The following is a 22,359-nucleotide window of genomic DNA, read 5'->3' as shown; positions in this document are numbered from 1 at the left end:
TTATAATCCCATAGCCCTATGCTTCTGAAACTTTATGAAAGAAACAACAATCCGGCGGATTTGCAACAGGTAATCGATATTCTGAACGACGGCGGAATCATTATCTATCCTACCGATACCATGTATGCCATCGGCTGCCACGGATTAAAAGAACGTGCAATAGAACGTATCTGCCAGCTCAAGAACATTGACCCGAAGAAGAACAATCTGTCCATTATCTGCTACGATTTGAGCAGTATCAGCGAATATGCCAAATTCGATAACAATACGTTCAAATTAATGAAACGCAACCTGCCGGGCGCTTTCACTTTTATCTTGAACGGCACCGTCCGCCTGCCGAAGATATTTCGTAACCGCAAGGAAGTAGGAATCCGCATGCCCGACAACCCGATTATCCAGGAACTGGCACGCCTGCTGGACGCTCCCATCATGACTACCACACTCCCTTACGATGAAAATGAAGACATTGAATATTGTACCGACCCCGAACTGATTGACGAGAAATTCGGTAATATCGTAGACTTGGTCATCGACGGCGGTATAGGTGGCATAGAGGGTTCTACAATAGTAAACTGCACTAATGGCGAGGCGGAAATCGTACGCCAGGGAAAAGGCCGGCTGGATGAAGGATAAAATGCAGTCTCCCGTATACTTTGCAAAACTTTTCCGGCTCTTATGATGTTTCTTTTCCAAAGAAACAATACACTTTATGAGTACAAAAGAGCAATACTGGAAATATTCGCTGATTACCATTATCATCGGACTGGGAATTATCCTCTTCAGACAAATCACGCCTTTCTTGGGAGGTTTATTAGGAGCGTTGACTATTTATATACTGGTCAGACGCCAGATGATTTATCTGTCCGAAAAACGAAAGATGAAACGCAGCATAGCCGCCACCATCATTACGGCAGAAGCTATTTTATGCTTCCTCGTTCCTTTGGCGTTGGTAGTATGGCTGGCTGTAATAAACCTGCAAAACATCAATCTCGATCCGCAAGCCATCATCGCCCCGTTTGAAGAAGCCGCCGCCGTTATCAAGGCCAAGACCGGATATAACGTATTAGGCGGAGACAGCCTTTCATTCATCATTTCATCCCTGCCACGCATCGGGCAAACGCTGATGGGCGGTATCAGCAGCTTTGCCGTCAATATGTTCGTATTGGTTTTTGTTCTCTACTTCATGTTGATGGGTGGAAAGAAAATGGAGCGATATGTCAACGAGCTTCTTCCCTTCAATGAGGCCAACACGCAGGATGTAGTACATGAAATCAATATGATTGTCCGTTCCAATGCCATCGGCATACCTTTGCTCGCCATTATACAAGGTGGAGTGGCCATGATCGGTTATTGGATATTCGGCGCCCCCAATATTTTATTCTCGGGATTTCTGACAGGTTTTGCCAGCGTCGTTCCCATGGTAGGTACGGCACTGATATGGGTTCCCATAGCCATATACATGGCACTGATCGGCAATTGGTTCCAAGCGATCGGATTGGCAATCTTCGGCGCCCTCGTTATCTCCCAGCTCGATAACCTGATACGTTTTATCATTCAGAAGAAGATGGCGGATATCCATCCGCTTATCACCATTTTCGGAGTAGTCATCGGTCTCTCTCTTTTTGGATTTATGGGTGTCATTTTCGGTCCGTTACTACTTTCCTTATTCTTCCTCTTTGTCAATATGTTCAAAAAAGGATATCTGGACGGAGAAAGGTAAAGCGGTCATAATAAGATATACGCATCAAAAACTGTAAAACTCCAGAATCCGTTGAAGCAGCATATCCTGCTCAACTTTATCCCGGGTAAGTTCCATTTGCTTGAAGTCGTACAGCAATTTCAATAAAGCGGCCGCCTGCTTTTCACAAAGGCAGGAACCATGAACCACCTCTACCCAATAAACAGTTTCTCCCCATACATCCGCCGAGAAATCAGGCAGAGTATTCATTAAGGCCGGCTTCTTCCTGACCTTACGGAAAGTCTCCGTCAGATACGATAATATATCGGACATCACCCGCTTACAACGCCCGCGAGAGTTTGAAGCCCCGTTCCTGAAACGCAATAAAAAATAATACCCCAACCACAAATAAACGGCGAACGTTTCCACACGGGACGCTTCTATTCTCTTCCAGAAAGAAGCCAAGGCGGTATCTATCTCTTCCAAAACCCCATCCGTATCACCATTTATATAATATTTCTGGGCGAGACATTCGAAAGTACATCCCCATTTGGCCATATCAACACAGCTTTGGGTGTCCCGCATTACCAGCCGCGCTTGTTCCAGCAGCTGAAACGCCTCTGTTTCAGACTCACGGCACGTATCGTAAAACCGCGACTGATGAAAGAGCAAGATAGACTGACACAATAATCCATCCAAAGTGTATTCTGTACTTTCCATATATAATTATTCATTAAGGCGCACGAAAATACAAATAAAGAAAGATATATCAAATAAGATAATCAAAACAACCCCTGTTTCACTATCCATTTTATACCCTCGAGAACAAGTTTCGTTCGTCTCTTAAAAGCAATAAAGAAAGTGTGTCAAAATACACTTGATGATTTTTTAGGCACGGATTACAGTCAGCCTATGACAGGCTTCCCTTCCTGCAATCTCTTCAAACGTAACAATGCCTCTATATAATAGTAATCCGCATAAATGATGGAAGCATCTATTTCCGAATTGGCCGGCCGGTGTCCTGTGGAATGGAGCAAGAATGCCGGACTTGCTTCACCGCACTGATAGTTATCCGTACTCAGGCTCGTCAGCATTTTTATCGCCGCATCTCTATACCGTTCTCCCTTATCACCGGGCAAGTAGGTGGAAAGTTCCAGCAATGCGGAAGCCACTACACAGGCGGCAGAAGCGTCACGGGGAGCATCGGGTATGGCGGGGTCATTGAAATCCCAGTAGGGAACATAGTCTTCGGGCAGATTCTTCAAATACACATCGGTCACCTTCTGCACAAAATCCAGATAACGGCAGTCTTTGGTTTCACGATACACTACCGTATATCCATAGACAGCCCAAGCCTGGCCGCGTGCCCACATGCTGTTATCGGCATATCCCTGATGGGTAACTCCCTTGATAAAATCGCCGGTCAGCGTATCGTAAACAGCTACATGATAAGAAGTATAATCAGGCCGGAAATGATACTTCATCGTTTTATCGGCATGAGAAATGGCAATATCCGCCAGATAAGGATTTCCGCCATTCTTTGCCGCCCAAAACAGCATTTCCAGATTTATCATATTATCCATGATTGTGTTGTGTCCGCCAAACAGCTCTATATTGCGGGGCCATGACAGCATTGTGCCTACCTGCGGTTTGAACAGTGTGGCCAATGTATCCGCCGTATCCAGAATCACTTGTTTGTAAGCCGGATTTTGCGTCAGGCGATAGCCGTTGCCGTAACTGCAAAAAATAAGGAAACCCAAGTCATGGTCGAATGCGGGAGTTCTGGAAAGGAACTCCAATGAAGAGGTAAATTTCTCCGCTTCCTCTTTTATCCGCTTGTCACCGCTATATTCGTAATCATACCACAGCACACCGGGCCAAAAACCGGCGCACCACTCTTCTTTCGTTGCCTTACGGCAGTTCCAATCACTTTGACCGTTCAGTATATTGCGGGGCATCATAGTGTAATCCGCCACACCATTCGTATCATGCAACCGATTTAATGTACGCTCCACCTGACGATTGCAATAATCCAGTGCCTCGCCAACATGAAACTTATTTTCCGTAGTAGTACAGGCAGATAACAGGCAGACGCCCAGAGCTGCCAACAGAGCTTTTGTCTTCATATCCGATTTTATTCTTTTATTTCTCAACATGGAACCAGTCGGCATCCACCCAACCGCGTTCTTTACCGTAAGGAGCCGTACTGAACAGTCCGACCTTAGCCCCTATCCATTTTCCCTGACGGGCAGTAAAAGGACTCCCGGCAACTGTATACAGCTTGCCGTCCAAACTATAAGAGAAGCGGCAAACACCGCCTTTCTCCACTTTCACCCTCAGGTAGATTTCCCTTTCATAATTGGGATACAGGCCGGCTTCATAAATTCGGCTTGCCGGAATTTCCGCCAGACGGACAATCGTTTCCGGCGCATTCTGCTCGGCATCTTTACAAACGGCTTGTTTCAATACAAACAGTTCATCTACCTTTTCCACACCGATATAGCTGTAATCCCAGCCCATTACGATAAGTCCCGATTGCTGTCCGTCCATTTTGGCGGATACTTTCAGTTTGGCGGTAGCCGTGAATCTTTCCGCCGGAAACTTCTGCAACAACAGATTAGGCACTTCCCAGAAATTCACGAAATTCTCCGAAAGCACATGCCCGTAGATACGGACAAAGCCTAAATCCGAGGTAAAGCCGAAAGTATCCTGATAATTAGCGTGCCATTCCCATTGCAATCCCAGTCGGCGGGTATTAAACTCGTCGCTTTCCGCAGGAGTTTCCACGGGATAAGTCCCGCCTACATCCGGTTTCCTGTAAACGGTGACCGGTTCACCGCAACCGTCACCGTCTTTATCCGCACCGATTACCGGCCAGTCATTCACCCAAGCCATCGGGTTCAGGTGAATCACACGTCCGTACATCGCTTTATCTTGAAAATGAACAAACCACGATTCCCCTTTACCGGTATCTACCCACGCTCCCTGGTGGGGGCCGTTAATATTCGTCTTGCCCTGTGCCATCACGATTTTCGACTCGTACGGCCCGTATATGTTACGCGAGCGCAACACCAACTGCCAACCCGTAGCCACACCGCCTGCAGGAGCGAAAATATAATAATAACCGTTGCGTTTATAGAGCTTCGGTCCTTCTACCGTATGGTTCACTCCGTCGTTCCCGTCATAAACGAGTACCGGATTACCGATAACCTGTGTACCTTCCGCATTCATCCCGCATACCACCACAATACTGTTCATCTTCGAGCGGCTGCCGGCCCAGGCATGTACCAAATAAACCTGTCCGTCCTCATCCCACAGCGGCGCAGGGTCTATCATTCCTTTACCGGCTTTCACAAGTACGGGTTTCTCCCATTCACCGGCAGGGTCTTTTGTCTTTACCATGAAGATGCCGAAATCCGGGTCGCCCCAATAGATGTAAAATTCCCCTTTATGGTAACGTATGGACGGAGCCCACACCCCCTTACCGTGGCGGGCGGAATTATAAAACTCTTTCGGCTCCAGCTCCTTCAAGGCATAATTGATAATACGCCAATTCACCAAATCCTTGGAATGGAGAATAGGCAGCCCCGGCGTACATCCGAAGCTGGAAGCGGTCATATAAAAATCATCACCGGCCGCACAGACATCAGGGTCGGAGTAATCGGCATGCAATACCGGATTTCTATAAGTACCGTTACCCTGATCCGACACCCATACCTCGGATACGTATTGCGCTTCCGCCTGCAAACAGACGGTACATAACATGCCAATAATCAGCGTTAATCTTTTCATCTTACAATTAATAAACATCCCGGAAACAATACTTCAATCACCTTAGCGTATTTATACCCTATTTTACTTAAAACATTCATTTACCAATACGAACAAACCATACCGATTACTCAACACAAAGTGAAGTTTTATAAGACTTCCCCCTTATATTTCTTGTATTTCTTGGCTTCATCCTTACTTACGGGCACAAAACGGACGGCAGCTCCGCCACTTGGTTTTAAATCGAACTTCATCACTTTAGAAGCATCCGTCAGCAGATACGAGCACTTCACCTGCGTACGGGTCTTGACTTCTTTCCCGCCATCCGTATAGATATACGCAAGGTAAGTCTTACCCTTATCAAGGAAAGAGAGCGATACATTCTCTTTTGAACCGTCGTTATTCGTCATAGCCGCCAAGAACCATTCCTGCCCCTTTCGACGGGTCATTGTGATATTCTTACCCGGTGTTCCGTCCAATACTTTCGTATCATCAAAGACCGTTTGCAAGTTTTCAAACCACTCTACTTCCGGTTCGCCATGATAGAAAGAGGGTTTATCATACCAGAAGATTGTTTGCAACGGACTGTAAAACACCAATGATGCCGCCAACTGATGCGCGTGTGTTGTTTTCAAACGCTTGTCGAAATAACAGATTGTATAATCCGCCGCACCGTTTATCATACGGGTAAAAGGCAACGTTACATTGTGCGTAGCATCCGGAAACTCCTCATTTCCGCAAATACCTTCCTGAGTAAGAAGATTGGGATACGTGCGACTGAAGCCGGACGGGCGGTACTCATCGTGTATATTCATCATCAGATGATTTTCGGCAGCCAGACGAACCAGTTCGTGCAACCACGTAGCCCAGCGGTGGCTGGCATACTGTACAAAACCGGACTTCACGCCTACAATACCCCATTCCCGAAGTATCGGAAAGAGTTCACGCGCCTGCTTCATCAAGGCATGCTGGTTGACGTACACCCAAACACCAACCCCTTTTTCCTTTCCGTAAGCCACCACACGCGGCATATCCAATTTATCTACCACTTTGGTAGCGTCTCCGTCGTGCGAAGTACACGGCAAATACCACAGCCAGTCGAAAAGCATGTAAGGAATGTTATGTTCGGCGCAGAAGTCAATCGTTGCGACAGCCCCTTCGGTGCTGATGGTTGTTTCGCGCATGATAGTACCCGGTCTCACCCACTCGGCGGCATCCGCTATTTCACAGGGCGGGTTCAGATTTTGGATAATATCGTTATGTTCCAACAAATCTCCCGGTTTCTCAGCGGTCATTATCACTTTCCACGGAGTAGCGTAGTAAGTCACTACATCTACCGGGCTATACATCACGGAAGTCAGCGTATTCTTTTTCACTGCCGAAGCCTGATATTTGGTAAGGCACCAATCGTCCGCATCGGCATCCAGCAATGCGGTCCACAGGCCTCCGGGCAATTCCAACGTCAGGGCACGTTCTACGGGACGCTTCAGCTCATTGATATCCAGATATTCAAAGAAAGCCTGCGCCCATTGTTCCGACCATGCTTTCGTACCGGCAGGCAAGGTATATTCCGTCAAGTCACCCACTACTTTGTGAAATGTAGCACGGGGATGTTCGGGAAAGAAATAACGGAAGGCAACCCCTTCGTCATAAGCGCGCACTTCTATATCAAGACGATACAAAGAACCGTCTTTCTTGGAGAGATGGAGTGTCGCCGCGTTATAATGGTCGCGCACTTCGCTACGTTCACCGTAAAGAGGTTTCCAGATATTATCCGCTGTCGGTGTATAAGTTACAGAGTCTACTTCAAGGTTGTCCATCCAACAGGTGGGCTGTATAAGCTTGCGCTGTCCCAATGCCATTTCCCAGATGCGGTTATCCAGTTCCAACCCGGCACGCGATTCTTCTATAACGGATTGTCCCTTGAAAGAAACCTGATAAAACAAACCGTTGACGACAGGAGCAGTCTGCTTTTGATAGAAACTTATTTCCTGTATGCCGCCCGGAGAGGTTAGTCTCAATTCCCGGGCATTACCCGCAAACATAAAAGCGGCATATACGAATGTACCTAATAGAAATCCTATTCTTTTATTCATTACTGCAAGTGTATCTTTAAGTAAGTGTTGAACTTTATTTGTATCAAGAGTCTCTGAATGACAGATAGTATAAGCTACTTATACGTATTTACTTAATATTTCATATTATCGCTATATCATGAGCATCCGTTTACTTTCCAATTACAATACGAATAAGAAGCACACGACACTTAACGCACATTCAATAAAAGCTCATTTTTCAATAAAAAACGTACGTTCTACGGGCTCTGCCGTCTGTACGTTTCCAATAATACCGTATTGCCAAGCTACTACCGTCACCCTCAGCGGATACTTGCTGCGGGGCGGTATCTTAGTAAATATCAACTTATCTCCCTTGATTGTCGCAGGCCCTTCTTTTACGTAATAATATACAGGCAGCCCGCAATCGGATGTCGCATCGAGCGTAACGGATTCCGTTCCGGCTTTCACATCCTCGATGCCGGGAAAAAGAATACATTGTCTCCGTCCCTCGGTAAGAGGATAAGGAATATTAAAACTGAGCTCCTGTACACATTCCTTATATTGCCGGTCTCCCCCGGCGCTTGCTACCAGCGTAATGCTCGAAGTTCGCTTTTTATTGGTTGTCCCCATACGGTAGAAGTCAAGGACGAAAGTCGTATCATTGACCCGCTTCACCGGACCGCAAATACGCTCAATCCGAGGCATGGCAATCGAATGTTTGTCTGCCAAAGAAGCGCGCAGACTATCGGTATATACCGCTTTCAGATGAAACGTTACGCCGTCAGCTTCGGGTAAAAAACGGGCGGAAAGCGTGACATGTGATTGCGGATTATATGGAACAAGCCATTCTTCCTGCATAAAACTGACATATTGCGGAAGTAAGTCATGTTCCTGACGATAAAAATCTTCGGTCAATTCCGCCATCTCACGGTCAAAGTACCAGAAAGCATCGTGGCGATCGCCTGTATATTGCCGGTAAGGAGCAGGCTTTGCGCGGCGGAGTTGCTTCGTGAGGCGTGCTGTACGCACTTCTCCCTGCGGTTCTCGTGTACCTGTACGCCAACGTTCGGCAAGCCAGCCTTCACGGGGATTCAATTTCTTCAAGACAGCCGATTTATTCCCATCCACATTCGCGGGAATCCTATGTTCTACCGCTTTCTTCAAGAAAAGACCGATATAATCGGCTGTACGGTCAGCCACATCAAAATGTCCTCGTCCGGCATCACAAAGAAAAGATATACAACTTTCGGGATACATCATACGAAAAGCCAAAGCCGGATTAACGCGCGCTTCCCACCATTCATACTCTCCTTCAACCATTAAACCGGGAATACCGTCGATGTTGCGCGTACGTCCCCACTCCAGATTGGCACCGCCGTAACCAGTCAGATTAGTACGCGGAGCGTCGCCGTGGTAAGAAATAATCGCTAACGTACGTTCCGGATTCCATGCCGCAAAGTTCCAGGGGAAGGTTGCCATTGCCGAATGTCCTAAAGGAACAACAGGCGCGGCTTTCAATTCATCGTAACCGCTCGTTTCCGCCAGATCGTCCAGCGCAGCCAGCAACGCGTCATTACATCCCGTACTCACATCCCAAGGAAAATCAAGTATAGGCGTAATCCACACCAAGGCGACGCCCGCTTCCTGCATCCGCTTGCGGAATAGCGGGTTTTCGAACAGGGTTTCTTCACACATATTATGCTGCCCTACCACTACGGCTTTCACCTGCCCGCAATCGTCGGGTATCCACAAAAAGGCCTGCGGATGCGCTTCGGTTTCCTGCGAAATCATCGAAGGAATCTGCACCGACCACTGCCATTCGGCAGCTACACTTGTCATTCTTCCCCCAAAAAGAATGGAAAGGAAAATCCAAAGAGAAAGATGTTTCATACCATAACCTGTTATTTATCCTTTAAATCCCAATATACCACATACCTCTGATGGTGCATATCGTACAGCGGTCGAAGTACATCACCTTGTTCCGTAGTAAATTTCAATTCCTTTCCAACCCGTTGCAACACACGTGCCGGATGCTTACGGTCTATCGCCATCGTTGTTTTCAAACCTGCCGGAATATGGTAATCATAAGTATAATAATCATTATAAAGCTCCGGATTGGAGAAAGGCGCCGGAGCCTGCATTCCTTCCGTACCGCGTTCTCCTGCCAATACCAGCGGCCCATAGAGCAACGCGCCCTTTTGAGGATTGTCCGGAGTAGTCTCCAAATGCACCCGCATCGGATAAGCAGCCTCGATGCGATCACCGTTTTGCCACAGACGGTTCAAAGCAATATAAGAACCGGGCTTCTGCTTTACTTGTACCTTCTTCCCGTTAACACGCACCGTCACCTTTTCACTCCATGACGGATAACGTAAATAGACGGTGGTCCGCACCGGACGGTCAGCCTCAACTGTCAGTACGGTTGCTTCCCCTGCGGGGAAAGCCGTTTCCTGTTTCAAAGTAATCCCTTTCTCTTTCCACCGGACAACGGAAGGGATAAACAGATTTATATAAATGCCCGCTGCACTGCGGTAGTAAATGCCCTCCCCATACTTGGCATGGTTCTCGAACCCGCTTCCTACACAGCACCAAAAAGAGTTTTCCTTTGTGCTATATACTTTATGCGCCCCCGACAGCAGAGGCAGAAAGTAACAAACCATACCGGTCTGCGGGTCTTGCTGTCCCAAAATATGGTTATACAAGGCTCTTTCGTAATAATCGGCAATGCGCGCATCCGGCTGCCAGCAGAACAGGTGTCGGCTCAGCTTCAGCATATTATAGGTGCAACAAGTCTCACCCGTATAGCCATTCAGGAAGTGCGAGAAACGTTTCGTATCGAAATAATGCTCTTTCTGACTGCTGCATCCGGGAGCAAACGTGTGATGGTCTGTCATGGTGTACCAGAAGAAGTCACTCAATGCTTTACTGTCTTTATCTCCTGTCAGCTCATAATTACGGGCTTCTGCCAGTACCTTCGGTATAAACGTGTTCGTATGTTTCGTGCCCAAATCATCATTTTGCTCTTTCAAAGGGTCTATCACATCATTATGATAGAAAAAGTGCGCCAACCAACGGTAACGTTCGTCACCGGTAACGGCATACAAATTATAGAATGATTCATTGATACCGCCAAACTCGTTGCGTATCATCCTCCGACGCGTTTCTTCGCTCAACGGCTTTAGTTTATCGTATGCCCAATCGCCCATTTTCGTCACAACAGCCAATGCCTGCGCATTATCCGCATAGAGATATTGGTCTATCAGACCGGAAAACAGTTTGTGCAATGTGTACCACGGCGCCCAGACAGACTGTCCCTTAATATTGCGGTTTATCAGCTCCTCGGGGAACGCGCTCAGATAACCATTGCCCAACGCATCCTGCACTTTACCCAGTTCCGTCACAATGCTATCGCCTTTCAGTTTAAAGATTTCGCTACCCGTAGCGGCATACATCAGTCCGTATGCCGAGAGCAAATGTCCTGTGGTATGTCCGCGTAATTCACAATCCAAAGACTCCCAACCGCCATACTTTTTCACAGTCATATATCCGCCCTCACGGCCTGCCCATATACCGGCATTCGTTCGGAAGCTATGTATCAAACGATTCACATCTATCGAAGTCATCCACACCGAATCACGCAACATATTATCACGAAAACGACTTGGCAGCAAACGAACATCCTGCAAATCAAAACTCTCTGCCTTGACCGGAGCCACCGTATTCAATTTCATCTTACCCGCAAATTGTCCGGGATAAACGGATTGCGCAGACAGTGTACCCGCCATCCACAAACATAAAGCGAAAATCATGATCTTATACTTCATATATATCCTTGGTGTTTTTAATAAAGATACGAATGAAAGCGTGAAAATACCTAATGCGACATATGAAACTTTGCAAAAAAACGGCTGCCAATTATATGACAGCCGCTTTAGGTTCAATGAGTGTGAGTGTGTCAAAACATTGATAAACGTTACATTCTGCCGTGCAGAACATAGTGAAGCATCTCTTCCCTTATTGCAAAGGGAGTAGATTCTTCGGGCTAAAGTCCTCTGAATGGCAGAATGGTACGTTTATCATCATTTTGATGCATCTCCTTTAGAAAAGAATACTTTTCTGAATACCTATTGAAAACTGAGAATTTATGATTTAACAGTAAAAAGAGGATGTCAGAAAGCTAAGATAGGACGTATCGATGCATTAGCACCAGTCTTATCTCTGCCCAAAACCTTTACTTGTCCATTTGTTTTCAATTCTATTACCCATGTCTGTTTGTTTGGATTCTCAGTATCACCAACTTCTGTTGTAGACCACCAACGGTCTGTCTTATTTTCAGCCGCAAACTCTTCCAACAATTCACCACCAGCTGCAACTAATTTATCCTGCATGTTTTTCAAAGTAGCCGCCTTACTTAACTGATTTGCAGATTCAGTTAAAAAATCAGTTGCACTTAAAGAATACTCACCACCCTCATTGCTGACTGCAAAAGCATTGAATACCTCAATCAATTCACCTATACTTGGCATATACCATCCCGTAGAACTGATAGGAGCTACGTACTTCGTATTGCTTTCCTTACCAAATTTCAGTACATTCTGAACCGCCTCTACTGAAGAAGCAAAATCCATAGTTTTTGCATAACCATCAAGTTTTCCCGAAAAAACATCATAGCCTTCGGCTTTAGCTATTACATCATCATTTTCCACCGTATGAGCACCCCAAATTACGTAATAACTGCTTGTACTGGTATTACTTGTTGGTATCATTTCATCTGTATGATAGTTTTCCAAAGCCAATACCTTTCCATTAGTATATTTCTTTGAACCGTCCATTCCATTACTTACAGATACATTGTCAGTTGCAAAAATAATTCCTATACAATTTTCTTTAATAATATTATCACCATCATTAGTTCCCGGACAGATACTTCCGTCTGCATAATAATAATCACCTACCGCAATGGCACGTTCAGTATAAGAACTTTCAGCACCCTCTGCATTGATTGTATACTTCATATATTTACCGGTTTCCAAATTCACAGTCTTTTCTTCCAACTGAATCGGTGCGCCATACTTTAATTCCCCTCCCAAAGTATACACCATTTCCGGCTTTACAAGGAAACGAAACAGGCTGTAAGCTTTAGCATCCTCACCGGCAACTCCTTCTGTCTTAATAGAAAGAGGATACATTGTAAGCGAATTACTATTCAAAGTAAAATCCTTCGTAAAAGGTTCCGCATAAATAAAATTCTTATCTGTATCCAAATACGCCTTTACGGGCACTTCAATTTCCATTAATGCCAACTGATGCTTAAAGTCGAAAGAAAGAGATTTTGCATTTGCATTTCCTATATCAGTCGGTTCAGCAGATGCCAACATCAAGTCAAGAGAGGGATAAGCTATACTTTGATCATTTCCAGCTGCTTCCAGCTTTTGGGTAAAATGTTCTTTAATCTGTTCTTGCAGGCTCGCCTGATTGTCTGCGCTCGCTATGCTCAAGTTTTCATCATAAGGAGAATAAGCCACATAAGACGTATTCTTATAATAATATACTTTATTATCATTACCCGTCCAGTCAGCTCCGGCATATTCCAAAGGCATATTCTGCACCAACAATTTATTATCTGTAGAACGGATGGCGAAAATACCAATCTTATCTCCGGCTTCAAATTGAGTGTCTGCACCTTCATTGATTATACGAGTATCCGCATCGGATGATACAAAATCTGAAGCTGTTGCGTGGATAGTAAGTTGTCCTTCATTTTCTACCGGTGTCACATCCAATTCATCGTTCTGGCTGCAACCTGCTACAAAAGCTGCCGCCAATATCATTGCTGATAATTTGAAAATGTTTTTCATATTCATATTCTTTAATTGTTATTATTATTCCATTTAAATTTCATTTGATTGCGCTTTAGCAGCACCTCCCCATGATTCCTCGCCGGAATCCCACGAGCCGCCATCATTAGGAGTACTCGGTTGATTTTCAATTGTGCTACCGTCTATCGTGCCATTTCCTGCATTATCCCATGAATTATCGTTATCCGTATCCGGTTTATTCTCTATGGTATTACCTTCCAAACTGTCCTCACTCATATCCCAAGAAGATAAATCTTTGAAGGTCACATTGATTCCATCTTCCGACACCTCAAGTTCCATACCTTTTGCGATACCTTGTCCCAGAGTCAAATCTTCTTCAAGTATATACGTATAGGTACGTTCATCCGGTAAGGTTACTTCCATAAATTCCGTTCCCGCAGTAATAGTCTGTGGAACAATCAAAGCCTTACCTTTGGCTGTAGCGCGTACTACAGTACCTTTTTCTACATTTTGCAGGTTTAGATACTTGATTATAATATTGTTGTAACTTACACCGGGTAAGGTGGAATTCAAATCACATACTATTTGGGTGTTACGATGACGGAAAGAAATATCAGAAGCAGAAAAAGGAACATCCTGTGTCACCACTTCCAAGTGATCGCTTTCCCAATATCCACTACCGCTTTGGTCTGCTTTTACTACAGGAATTTCCGGCTTGACACCTTCATTATAAGGATACCAAGCATTTACGGTCAGTTCTGTTTTATCACCCCAGTAGAACGGGTCTGAAGAGGTCAGGTTGCCCATTTCATCCACAGTATAAGGCTTCACTATACCGTCTATCTCTATCGCTACGGTACGATCGGCAAGACCTGCCCAATTGTCATTGGTTGTCAAGCGAGTATCAGCTCCGGCAGTCTGCATCGGTACAAATCCGGCAGTAAACTTTACTTCCGCCCCATCAGCTCCTTGCGACACTTCATCATCTCCGCAAGAAGCCAGGAAAAGAGCTAAAACAGCTGTCAGTAAAAATTTTCCTTTTATCATACTATTCGATTTAAATAATCTCGTTAACATCAGAGTTTCATTGTTTTGAAGTAAGATACGGATGAGCGGAACATACCGCTCAAAGCCGTATTTACTTTTTGCTATATTAATACCTCTTAGGTTCTTCTCTATTCGTAATAAAACATAAGCGTACTATAACCAAGTTGGTCGAGCGCACCGCCACTGCCGCCGTATTGTTCCGGTCCGGCATCGGGGCGAAGACGAGAAGCGAATTCACCGCAATATTTGGCAGACATCCCCACTTTCTTACAATGTCCGTACCACAAATCCCATATAGGGCGTTTACCGCCACGACCTGTTTCCGCACCGTTACTGCGCAATTCTACCGCCGAAGGTTCGTCCATTTGTTCGTCACAATAAAAATAAGCCGTATACGGGAATCCTACGCGTGTATAGCTGAACCATTCGTTATTGCCACCCGGTACCTGATCTGCAAACTCCGGTTTGAAGACATTGTATTTGGCTACATATTCAGCCATCGCCACTACACGGCCGTTACCATAAGCAAATAAGTCTTCACCGATATTATACGCCATCTTACAGAAATACCCCATCAATGCACAGCATAACATGGCGTGTCCCTGGTCGCGACCGGACTCCTGACATTGTCCCAGCTTCTCGCCCGAACCGTCCGGATCATCATACAAATGCAGTACGGCGGTATTCACATTGCCCGGACCTATACCATTCTTGAAATATTGGATTACCTTATTTATCATTTCCTGATTATCGCTCAAAATACCGATAGAAAGGATGGCGGTCATTTGCGCCAGATCCCAGTTGAGCCAATAATGGTCGGCTGTATTATTGTGACGGACAAGAAAATCGTCTGCCATAGCATAGAATGTGCTTTCTATCCATTGAACGAAAGCCTTAAACTCTTCCGTCTCACCCCACTTATCATATCCTCTCAGGATTTCGGCGGCATTGGCGAGCTGATAAGCCTGAATAGCTATCAACAGTTCGTTCGGGTCTATCAAACTACCGTTCTCACGATAAATGCCCTTACAATTCTTTGCCCAAGCATTCAAAATGGATTTGGCGGCGTCACCATATTCTTTCTTATCGGAAAGTTTCCAGCGTAAGGCCAATTGATAAGCCGCGGCGGCATCATTTGCCAGATTGGTATAATTTACGTAATCAGGATGTTTATTTTCCCAATTGGTCTTATCCAAACGTTTCAACCATTCCACAGGATCGGCCTGATAAGCAGGATTTGCAAATTTACTGCTTTCCAATGACGCGTAAGCGTCCGCCCAAGGTTGCGCAGAAGCGGCAAGCTTTTCTTTTACATACGTAAAATCGGCCTCCGAGTGCAACATACACGGATGATTCAGTGTAAATTCTATCTTTTCCGGTGCCTCCCATTCATCAAAGTTAATGGGAGCGCCGTCCTCTATCTCTGTGCATGAGCAGAAACTCAATGCAGCGGTAACCGCCAATGTATAAATAAAGTCCATCTTCATATCTTCTGTTATTTTATTCTATATGATTATAACTTATCATTCTTATTTATTTGCCGCAATTTGATCTTCGGCAAACTGAACAGCTTCTTCCTCTGATGCAAACGTACGTATCCAATACATTTCGTACCGTCCGGTGGGAAGCTCAGCCGACATCATATCAGCAATCTTTATTTGGAAAGTGGTAAAAGTCACTTCTTCTTCCGTAAATTTATTAAGCGATTTCACATTATAAACCAATAGTTTGGTTCCGTCCGAAAGCGCTTTGCCTTTACTCAGTTTACTTTCTCCTTTCGTACCATTACTTGCCACTAAGTCTAGCGTATACCCTTGTTTACTTATATCGGGAAGATTGGTGTGAAGAGCGATGACCGGATAATTGACAAGATCCATGATAACTTTCATGTTTTTAGTATCCAAAGTCAAGTCAGCACGTAACGCACCGGATGATTGTGTTGCAGTAGTCACTACCATACGGTCTTCGGTCACCTCAAAGCTCGCTCCTTTGGTACCCATGCCCCAGCCGTCGAAACCGCAAGCGGCATCCCATACCCACCAACCGGTAGTAACTTTCACCGTTGTAGCAGCCTTATTGCCCGTAGCACGGCAAGTACCCGTAACCGTAGCCTCACCAAAACCTACGGCTGTAACCTTGCCATTCTTCACCGTAACCACGTTTTCATCACTCGATTCCCAGTCCACCGAATTGGCAACGGCTATCTCCGGCACGAATGTACAACTCAGTTTAGCCGTCTGATACATATGTAAGGCTGGCAAATCTTCGATGGATATATCTTCGGCGTTTACTATCTCATTAATCACAAGCGGGAACTCACCCCGGTAGCCACTGCCATCATGAGTATAAGCGTAAATAACCACATTTCCCGGTGTAACGGCAGTTACCGTCCCGTCTTCCGCGACAGTAGCAATCGTTTCATCGCTACTGCCCCATGTAAGATAAGAATAGGTATGATTTTCAGGCAACAGCGTATAAGTCAGTTTCTGTTCATCACCCGGATAAAGAGAGGTAAGCGGATTGCCCTCATCATCTTTATTCGTCAACCGAATATCGGTAACTTCTATAATTTCGGGAATGACACTCACCGTAATCGTCTTCTCTGTGACATCGGTAACTCCAAAGCCTATAACAGGTTTTACCGTAATAACAGCTTCACCCTCGGTAAGCGCCGTGATTGTACCGTTTTGAGAGACAGCGGCCACTTTCTCATTAGAGGAAGTCCACATCACTTCTTTATCGGCGGCATCTTCCGGTGCAACCTTATATACAATAGTACTATCCATGCCTATGGCCAAAGGCAATTTAGAAGTCACTTCCAACTCAATGGAATTGATAAGCTGTTGTTCAGGCATACCCGTTGTAAACTCCTGCTCTTTATCGCAGGAAGCCAAAAAGAGACATCCCGTCAATGTACCGGCAAGCAGGAACTGATTCATATATATCTTTTTCATAACGCTTTTCTATTTTTATAAGTTTACCGCTTATTTATCCCAACCCGGATTTTGTTTCAAATTCGGATTCAATTGCAACTGGTCTTTCGGCAAAGGGAATAAATAATGTTTGTCCTGCCACTGACGGCCTGTTTCCATTACAATTACCCCTTCGCTGTTACGAGGATAAGGGCATGCAGACCATTTGGCTTCAAATTCTGTTCCCGCCCACTTTACACCGAGTATATCTTGCGGCATTTCCGTTTCCGCAGTCTTCCAACGCTTCAAATCATCCAAGCGGAAACCCTCATGGAACAACTCGACAGTGCGTTCGCGACGGATTTCTTCACGCATGCTCAATCCGTTGTCATTCACAAGCTTGTTGGTCAGCCCCGGCATATTGGGATTTACACGGGTACGGACAAGATTCAGGGAAAGATTCAAATCCGTATCCTCTATTTTCCCGTCACGTTCATAAACAGCCTCAGCATAGTTCAGCAAAACCTCGGCGTAACGGATAACCGGATAATCAAAGCCCTCGAAATTATCTTTCACCAAGCGTTCGGAAGCCCACTTCTGATTATGATAACCGGTTCCGCTGCTGGGAGTAAAGTTTTTGATAGCCGCATTGCTTTGGTCGGAGGCATCATTCCATGTCAGGCGGCATCCCGGATTACTGTTGTTCCAGAAATAATCTCCCGGTTTGGCAAGCGTATAGCGCATACGGTTGTCACGGTTCTCCCATTCGGAAGTCAGCGTCGCATATTCCTGGAATTGTGCATTCTTCACACCATTCATGTAAATAGGAAGTCCGTTTTGGCAAAGGTACATATTGGCGAACTTACGGCTCACCCACACCATATTAATCAAATTAGTCTTCGTGATGTTCTTGCCGATAGGAGCCAAAGACTCATCGTAGCGACGCGCAAAGATATATTCTTTGTTAGCGCTTTTTTGTATACCGGCCGGATTGGATTTGGCATCCTCAAGAATAAACATATACTTCTGCGCCTTTTCTTTCAGGGCATCCGGCTTAAACAGACTGAACGTCTTACTGTCAATAACCTGCTTAGCCGCTTTTGCCGCAATATCCAACAACTCACGTCCCCGTTCTTCATTTCCACGGAACTTTTGCCAAGTACCTTCATAAAGAGCCACACGCGAGAGAAACGCCCAACACCCCTCACGACTGATACGTCCCGCATCATCCGTAGTCAGCTCAGCAAAACGGGGCAACATAGGAGCGGCAGTTTCAAGGTCTTCTATGATAAAATCAGCCACTTCGCTACGGTCGTTCTGAGCTACTCTCAATTCCGGTGAAGTCACATCCAAAGGTTGGGTAATGATGATGGCGTCACCATAGAACTGCAACAAATCAAAATAGGAATAGGCACGAAAGAAATAAGCCTCGCCTACATACTGCGCAATATCAGCGGGAGTGGAATATTTCTCCGCATTCTGTAACAATAAGTTAGTACGCCGGATATGCGCATAACAGGAGCCGTAATTGCCATCGGACTCTTGCACCGAGTTAGAACCGTTGCTGAAACGATTACGGTCGTCGCGACTTGTGAAAAGGTCGGAATTATAATCCGAGTGTAACGGCTTGGTCGAGTTATTGTCCAACGAGCCGAAATCACGTGTCCAACCGTAGAACTGATTGGCAAACAACTGGAACTCGGAAGGAGAACTCCATAAATTGGATTCGGCCAACTGGTCTTTCGGTTCTAAGTCGAGGCAGGATTGGGACAGGATTCCCATTGCCGCCACTGCCAAAATAGCTTTAATCTTATGTAGTTTCATAATAATCTGTTTTTAGAAAGTTAAGTTTAAACCGAACGTAACATTGCGCGTAAACGGGTAGCGACCGTAAGCTGTTACCTCACGCGAGGCTTCCGGGTCCCAACCGTCACGTATCTTACTGGTTTCCCATAAATCCGACCCCGTTACATAAACACGCGCATAAGTCAGGAACTTAGTTTTCTCCAGCCATTTGGCCGGGAAAGTATACCCTAAAGAAATATTCTTCAGACGCAGATAGTTACCATTCTCCACCGACCAGGACGAACAACGGTAGTTATAAGTATTAATCTGATCGACATTCGTATAAGTCGGATAGTAAGCGCCCGGATTTTCCGGCGACCACACATCTCCCACCGAGAAATTCGGAGAGTTCAGATGCGGCTTCATTACAGGAATACGCCATGCGTCATTGCTTTTATTGGAGCTACCGGTACGCCATATCGTACGCTCTCCCACACCCTGGAATACGACAGAGAAATCAAAGCCGTTCCAGTTCAGTCCGCCATTGAAAGAGAAAGAGATTTTCGGGTCATCTGTTCCCAAATAAACGTAGTCCTCCTCGGTCAACTTACCGTCACCGTTCACATCTTCATACATATTATCACCCAAACGCAGGTTGGTAGGCATATCGATGGTATTATTGCCGGTATAACGGTAAAGGTATTTCTCCAATTGCTCTTCATTCCGGATTTTGCCTGCATACTTCAAGCCGAATACGGAGTTCAACGGATAACCCTCACGGTCGGAACGTACACCGTCCGTAATCGTTGCGCTTCCGCCATTGTCGGTCAGTTTATTGGTTGTATAGGTAAATGTTCCACCGATACTGTAACCCACTTTACCGATTTTATCCGACCAATTGAGGTTTCCTTCAAAACCGTTGGCTTTAAAACTACCCACATTGGCGGTAGGAGCCTTATCGCCCAACGTTGCGGGGTAAGACACATCAATCAGCATGTTTTCGCAGACTTTCCAGAAAAGCTCCGCCGTTCCTTTCAACCGGTTTCCGAACAAGCCGAAGTCAAGACCGACATTGTAATTCTGAATGGTTTCCCACTCACGGTCCATACTGAGCAACTTACCGTTTGTATCGATATAGGAAATCTTTTCACCTCCTATCAAAGCGCCTTTATTCTGATTGAAGTTGTAAAGCTGAATACCATCGTAACGGTCGATGCCGCCTTGATTACCAACCGTACCATAAGATACGCGCAGTTTCAAATCATCAAAGATATTAAGATTCTTAATGAGAGCCTCCTCGCTTAAACGCCAGCCGGCCGATACGCCCCAGAAGAACGCCCAGCGGTTTTCGGGTTGGAACTTGGAAGAACCGTCATAACGGAAGTTACCTTCCAGTAAGTACTTGGAAAGATAATCGTAGTTGACGCGGGCAAAATAAGAAAGTAACGCTTCCTGCCATTTCTCCGGTCCTTTATTGTTATCATTAACCAAAGTCACTTCTCCGATACCATTGATTATATCCAATGACGGCAGAATATTCTTAGCTTTGGTTGTGGTATAGTCATACTCCTTAAAACTATATTGCGTACCCAACATCACCGCAATATCGTGCTTGTCCGCGAAAGTCTGACTCCAGTTAGCATAAGCATTAAGGGTGTAAAGGTCTGTCTGGCTGTTGCTCTTGATATAGTTACTTTCTTCTTGCTGAGGGTTAGTCATTACTTTTTTAGTGCCGGCATAGTTATACCAATCAATAGATGTCCGTTGTATATCCCGCGTAGCATTGTTCGTGTTATAACCCAAAGTAGCTACCGCATTAAAATGTTCGTTGAAAGTATACTTAAACATCTCGCTGATATTAATACCCGTAACTTTCAGTTTATTGTCGCCTCCCAGTTCGCAATACCAGTTGGGCGCTCCCCATGTACCCCAGGCATAAGGCTTTCCATCTGTTGTAGACGAAGGGAAACCCGGCTGCTGGGTAGAAGCCGTCAGCGCGGAACCGACTTGTGTAGGCGCTACCTGATCCTGACGGAAGAATGAAAGCACGGACTCTATATCAAACTTATCCGTCACATGGAAAGTATTATTCAAGCGGAGATTATAACGCTGGTTATTATTGTTACCCCATTTCAAATTACTATCATCGTACATATAGCGGCCGGACAAACGATAAGTCGTCTTTTCACCGCCACCGGATACGCTCAGCTCGTGAGAGGTAGACATTGCCGTACCCCACAGGATATTCTGCCAATCGGTATCAAAGAATACAAAGTCCGCAACATCGGTAAAAGCATTATTAAAGGGATTCACCGTATTATCCAAATCAATATAATGCCCCTTGTTTGCCTGAGCTAAAGCGGTATATTGCAGCCAAGTATCGTCTTCCGGTTTATAACCGTCGTTCAGTCGGGCTTGCGTAACGGCATTACACCATTGGTCCAAGGTCATCAGCTCCGGCTGAAGTCCGACAAACTTTGCAGTTACCGAACCGCCATATTCCACTTTCGCCTTACCGGCCTTTGCCTTTTTGGTCTGAATCAGAATTACACCACCGGCAGCCTTACTACCGTAAATAGCGGCGGAAGCATCTTTCAAGAAGTTGATAGACTCGATATCCGCCGGATTCAACTGGCTGAATGATTCCGATTCCACCCCGTCGATAATCACCAGCGGATCGGAATTGTTCTTGGAGAATGAACCGCGCAACTTCATATTCCAGCTTTCATCACCCGGCGCTGCCGAGTTACGGGTAATCACCACACCGGGTACCTGCCCCTGCAAAGCCTGTGCGGGACTGGAAAGGGCGCCTTTGTCTTTCAACATCTTATCATCAACCACTGTAACGGCTCCTGTCAGTGTTTCTTTTTTCTGAGAGCCATAACCTACGACCACCACTTCCGCCAACACTTCCGAATCTTCACGCATTACAATCTTCTGAAAAGCTTTTGTGTCTGAAGCCGGAATTTCCACTGTTTTGTAACCGATATAAGAGATGACTACAACAGCATTCGGAGAAGAAACATTTAAAGTGAAATTACCGTCGATATCCGTTATCACTCCATTAGTTGTACCCTTTTCAAGTACACTGGCGCCAATTACGGACTCGCCTGTCGCATCAACGACCAGTCCTTTCACCGTGCCCGCCTGCATAACGGATTGCACACCTGCAGTCCCGGCAAAGGCAGGCAATGAAGCTCCTGCCGACAATGCGGTAACCAGCATGGCTGAAAAGAAAAGTTTTCTCGATGAGAACTTCAAGAAATCATTTTTCATACGTTTATAATTTA

The 22,359-nt window shown here is 45.5% G+C and carries 14 protein-coding genes; 2 read left to right on the top strand and 12 right to left on the bottom strand.

Features of this window, described 5'->3' with window-relative positions; translation table 11 throughout:
• The first annotated feature begins 18 nt into the window (after positions 1-18).
• The gene (locus tag BHV73_RS01800) at positions 19-633 is read left to right on the top strand and encodes an L-threonylcarbamoyladenylate synthase (protein WP_022219829.1); all 615 of its coding nucleotides are present in this window, start codon (positions 19-21) and stop codon (positions 631-633) included.
• Positions 634-709: 76 nt separating this feature from the next.
• Positions 710-1,720 (top strand): AI-2E family transporter, encoded by a 1,011-nt coding sequence (locus BHV73_RS01795; RefSeq protein WP_009122687.1) that lies wholly within the window; start codon positions 710-712, stop codon positions 1,718-1,720.
• A 24-nt stretch (positions 1,721-1,744) separates the two neighbouring features.
• On the opposite strand, the gene BHV73_RS01790 is transcribed toward BHV73_RS01795, so the two are convergent.
• The 12 genes from BHV73_RS01790 to BHV73_RS01735 all read right to left on the bottom strand — a co-directional run bounded on the left by BHV73_RS01790 (position 1,745) and on the right by BHV73_RS01735 (position 22,345).
• Positions 1,745-2,398 (bottom strand): hypothetical protein, encoded by a 654-nt coding sequence (locus tag BHV73_RS01790; protein WP_009122688.1) that lies wholly within the window; start codon positions 2,396-2,398, stop codon positions 1,745-1,747.
• Between the two features lie 185 nt (positions 2,399-2,583).
• Complete coding sequence (locus BHV73_RS01785; protein WP_143269486.1) at positions 2,584-3,804, bottom strand: glycoside hydrolase family 88 protein; 1,221 nt, start codon at positions 3,802-3,804, stop codon at positions 2,584-2,586.
• A 16-nt stretch (positions 3,805-3,820) separates the two neighbouring features.
• Positions 3,821-5,470 (bottom strand): glycoside hydrolase family 43 protein, encoded by a 1,650-nt coding sequence (locus BHV73_RS01780; RefSeq protein WP_087412975.1) that lies wholly within the window; start codon positions 5,468-5,470, stop codon positions 3,821-3,823.
• A gap of 128 nt (positions 5,471-5,598) precedes the next feature.
• The gene (locus tag BHV73_RS01775; RefSeq protein WP_286736139.1) at positions 5,599-7,545 is read right to left on the bottom strand and encodes a glycoside hydrolase family 97 protein; all 1,947 of its coding nucleotides are present in this window, start codon (positions 7,543-7,545) and stop codon (positions 5,599-5,601) included.
• Positions 7,546-7,737: 192 nt separating this feature from the next.
• Entirely contained in the window at positions 7,738-9,396 is a 1,659-nt protein-coding gene (locus tag BHV73_RS01770; protein ID WP_286736138.1) for a hypothetical protein, read from the bottom strand.
• A gap of 11 nt (positions 9,397-9,407) precedes the next feature.
• Positions 9,408-11,330 carry a glycoside hydrolase family 127 protein gene (locus BHV73_RS01765; protein ID WP_286736137.1) on the bottom strand — a complete coding sequence of 641 codons (1,923 nt, stop codon included), beginning with the start codon at positions 11,328-11,330 and terminating at the stop codon, positions 9,408-9,410.
• A 345-nt stretch (positions 11,331-11,675) separates the two neighbouring features.
• Positions 11,676-13,364, bottom strand: coding sequence for a fimbrillin family protein (locus tag BHV73_RS01760; RefSeq protein WP_286736136.1), 1,689 nt, complete (start codon positions 13,362-13,364; stop codon positions 11,676-11,678).
• Between the two features lie 33 nt (positions 13,365-13,397).
• Positions 13,398-14,372, bottom strand: a complete 975-nt coding sequence (locus BHV73_RS01755) for a fimbrillin family protein (protein WP_286736135.1) — start codon at positions 14,370-14,372, stop codon at positions 13,398-13,400.
• A 128-nt stretch (positions 14,373-14,500) separates the two neighbouring features.
• The gene (locus tag BHV73_RS01750) at positions 14,501-15,859 is read right to left on the bottom strand and encodes an alginate lyase family protein (RefSeq protein WP_009122698.1); all 1,359 of its coding nucleotides are present in this window, start codon (positions 15,857-15,859) and stop codon (positions 14,501-14,503) included.
• A 42-nt stretch (positions 15,860-15,901) separates the two neighbouring features.
• Complete coding sequence (locus tag BHV73_RS01745) at positions 15,902-17,326, bottom strand: Ig-like domain-containing protein (RefSeq protein WP_087412925.1); 1,425 nt, start codon at positions 17,324-17,326, stop codon at positions 15,902-15,904.
• A 30-nt stretch (positions 17,327-17,356) separates the two neighbouring features.
• A complete protein-coding gene (locus BHV73_RS01740) occupies positions 17,357-19,108 on the bottom strand; it encodes a RagB/SusD family nutrient uptake outer membrane protein (protein WP_009122700.1) in 1,752 nt (583 codons plus the stop codon).
• Positions 19,109-19,120: 12 nt separating this feature from the next.
• The gene (locus tag BHV73_RS01735; RefSeq protein WP_164470632.1) at positions 19,121-22,345 is read right to left on the bottom strand and encodes a SusC/RagA family TonB-linked outer membrane protein; all 3,225 of its coding nucleotides are present in this window, start codon (positions 22,343-22,345) and stop codon (positions 19,121-19,123) included.
• Positions 22,346-22,359 lie beyond the last annotated feature (14 nt).

Source organism: Bacteroides sp. 44_46 (assembly GCF_001915465.1).
Lineage (GTDB): Bacteria > Bacteroidota > Bacteroidia > Bacteroidales > Bacteroidaceae > Bacteroides > Bacteroides clarus.
Note: the sequence above shows the minus strand (reverse complement) of the source record. Positions and strands in the feature narration are given on the sequence as shown.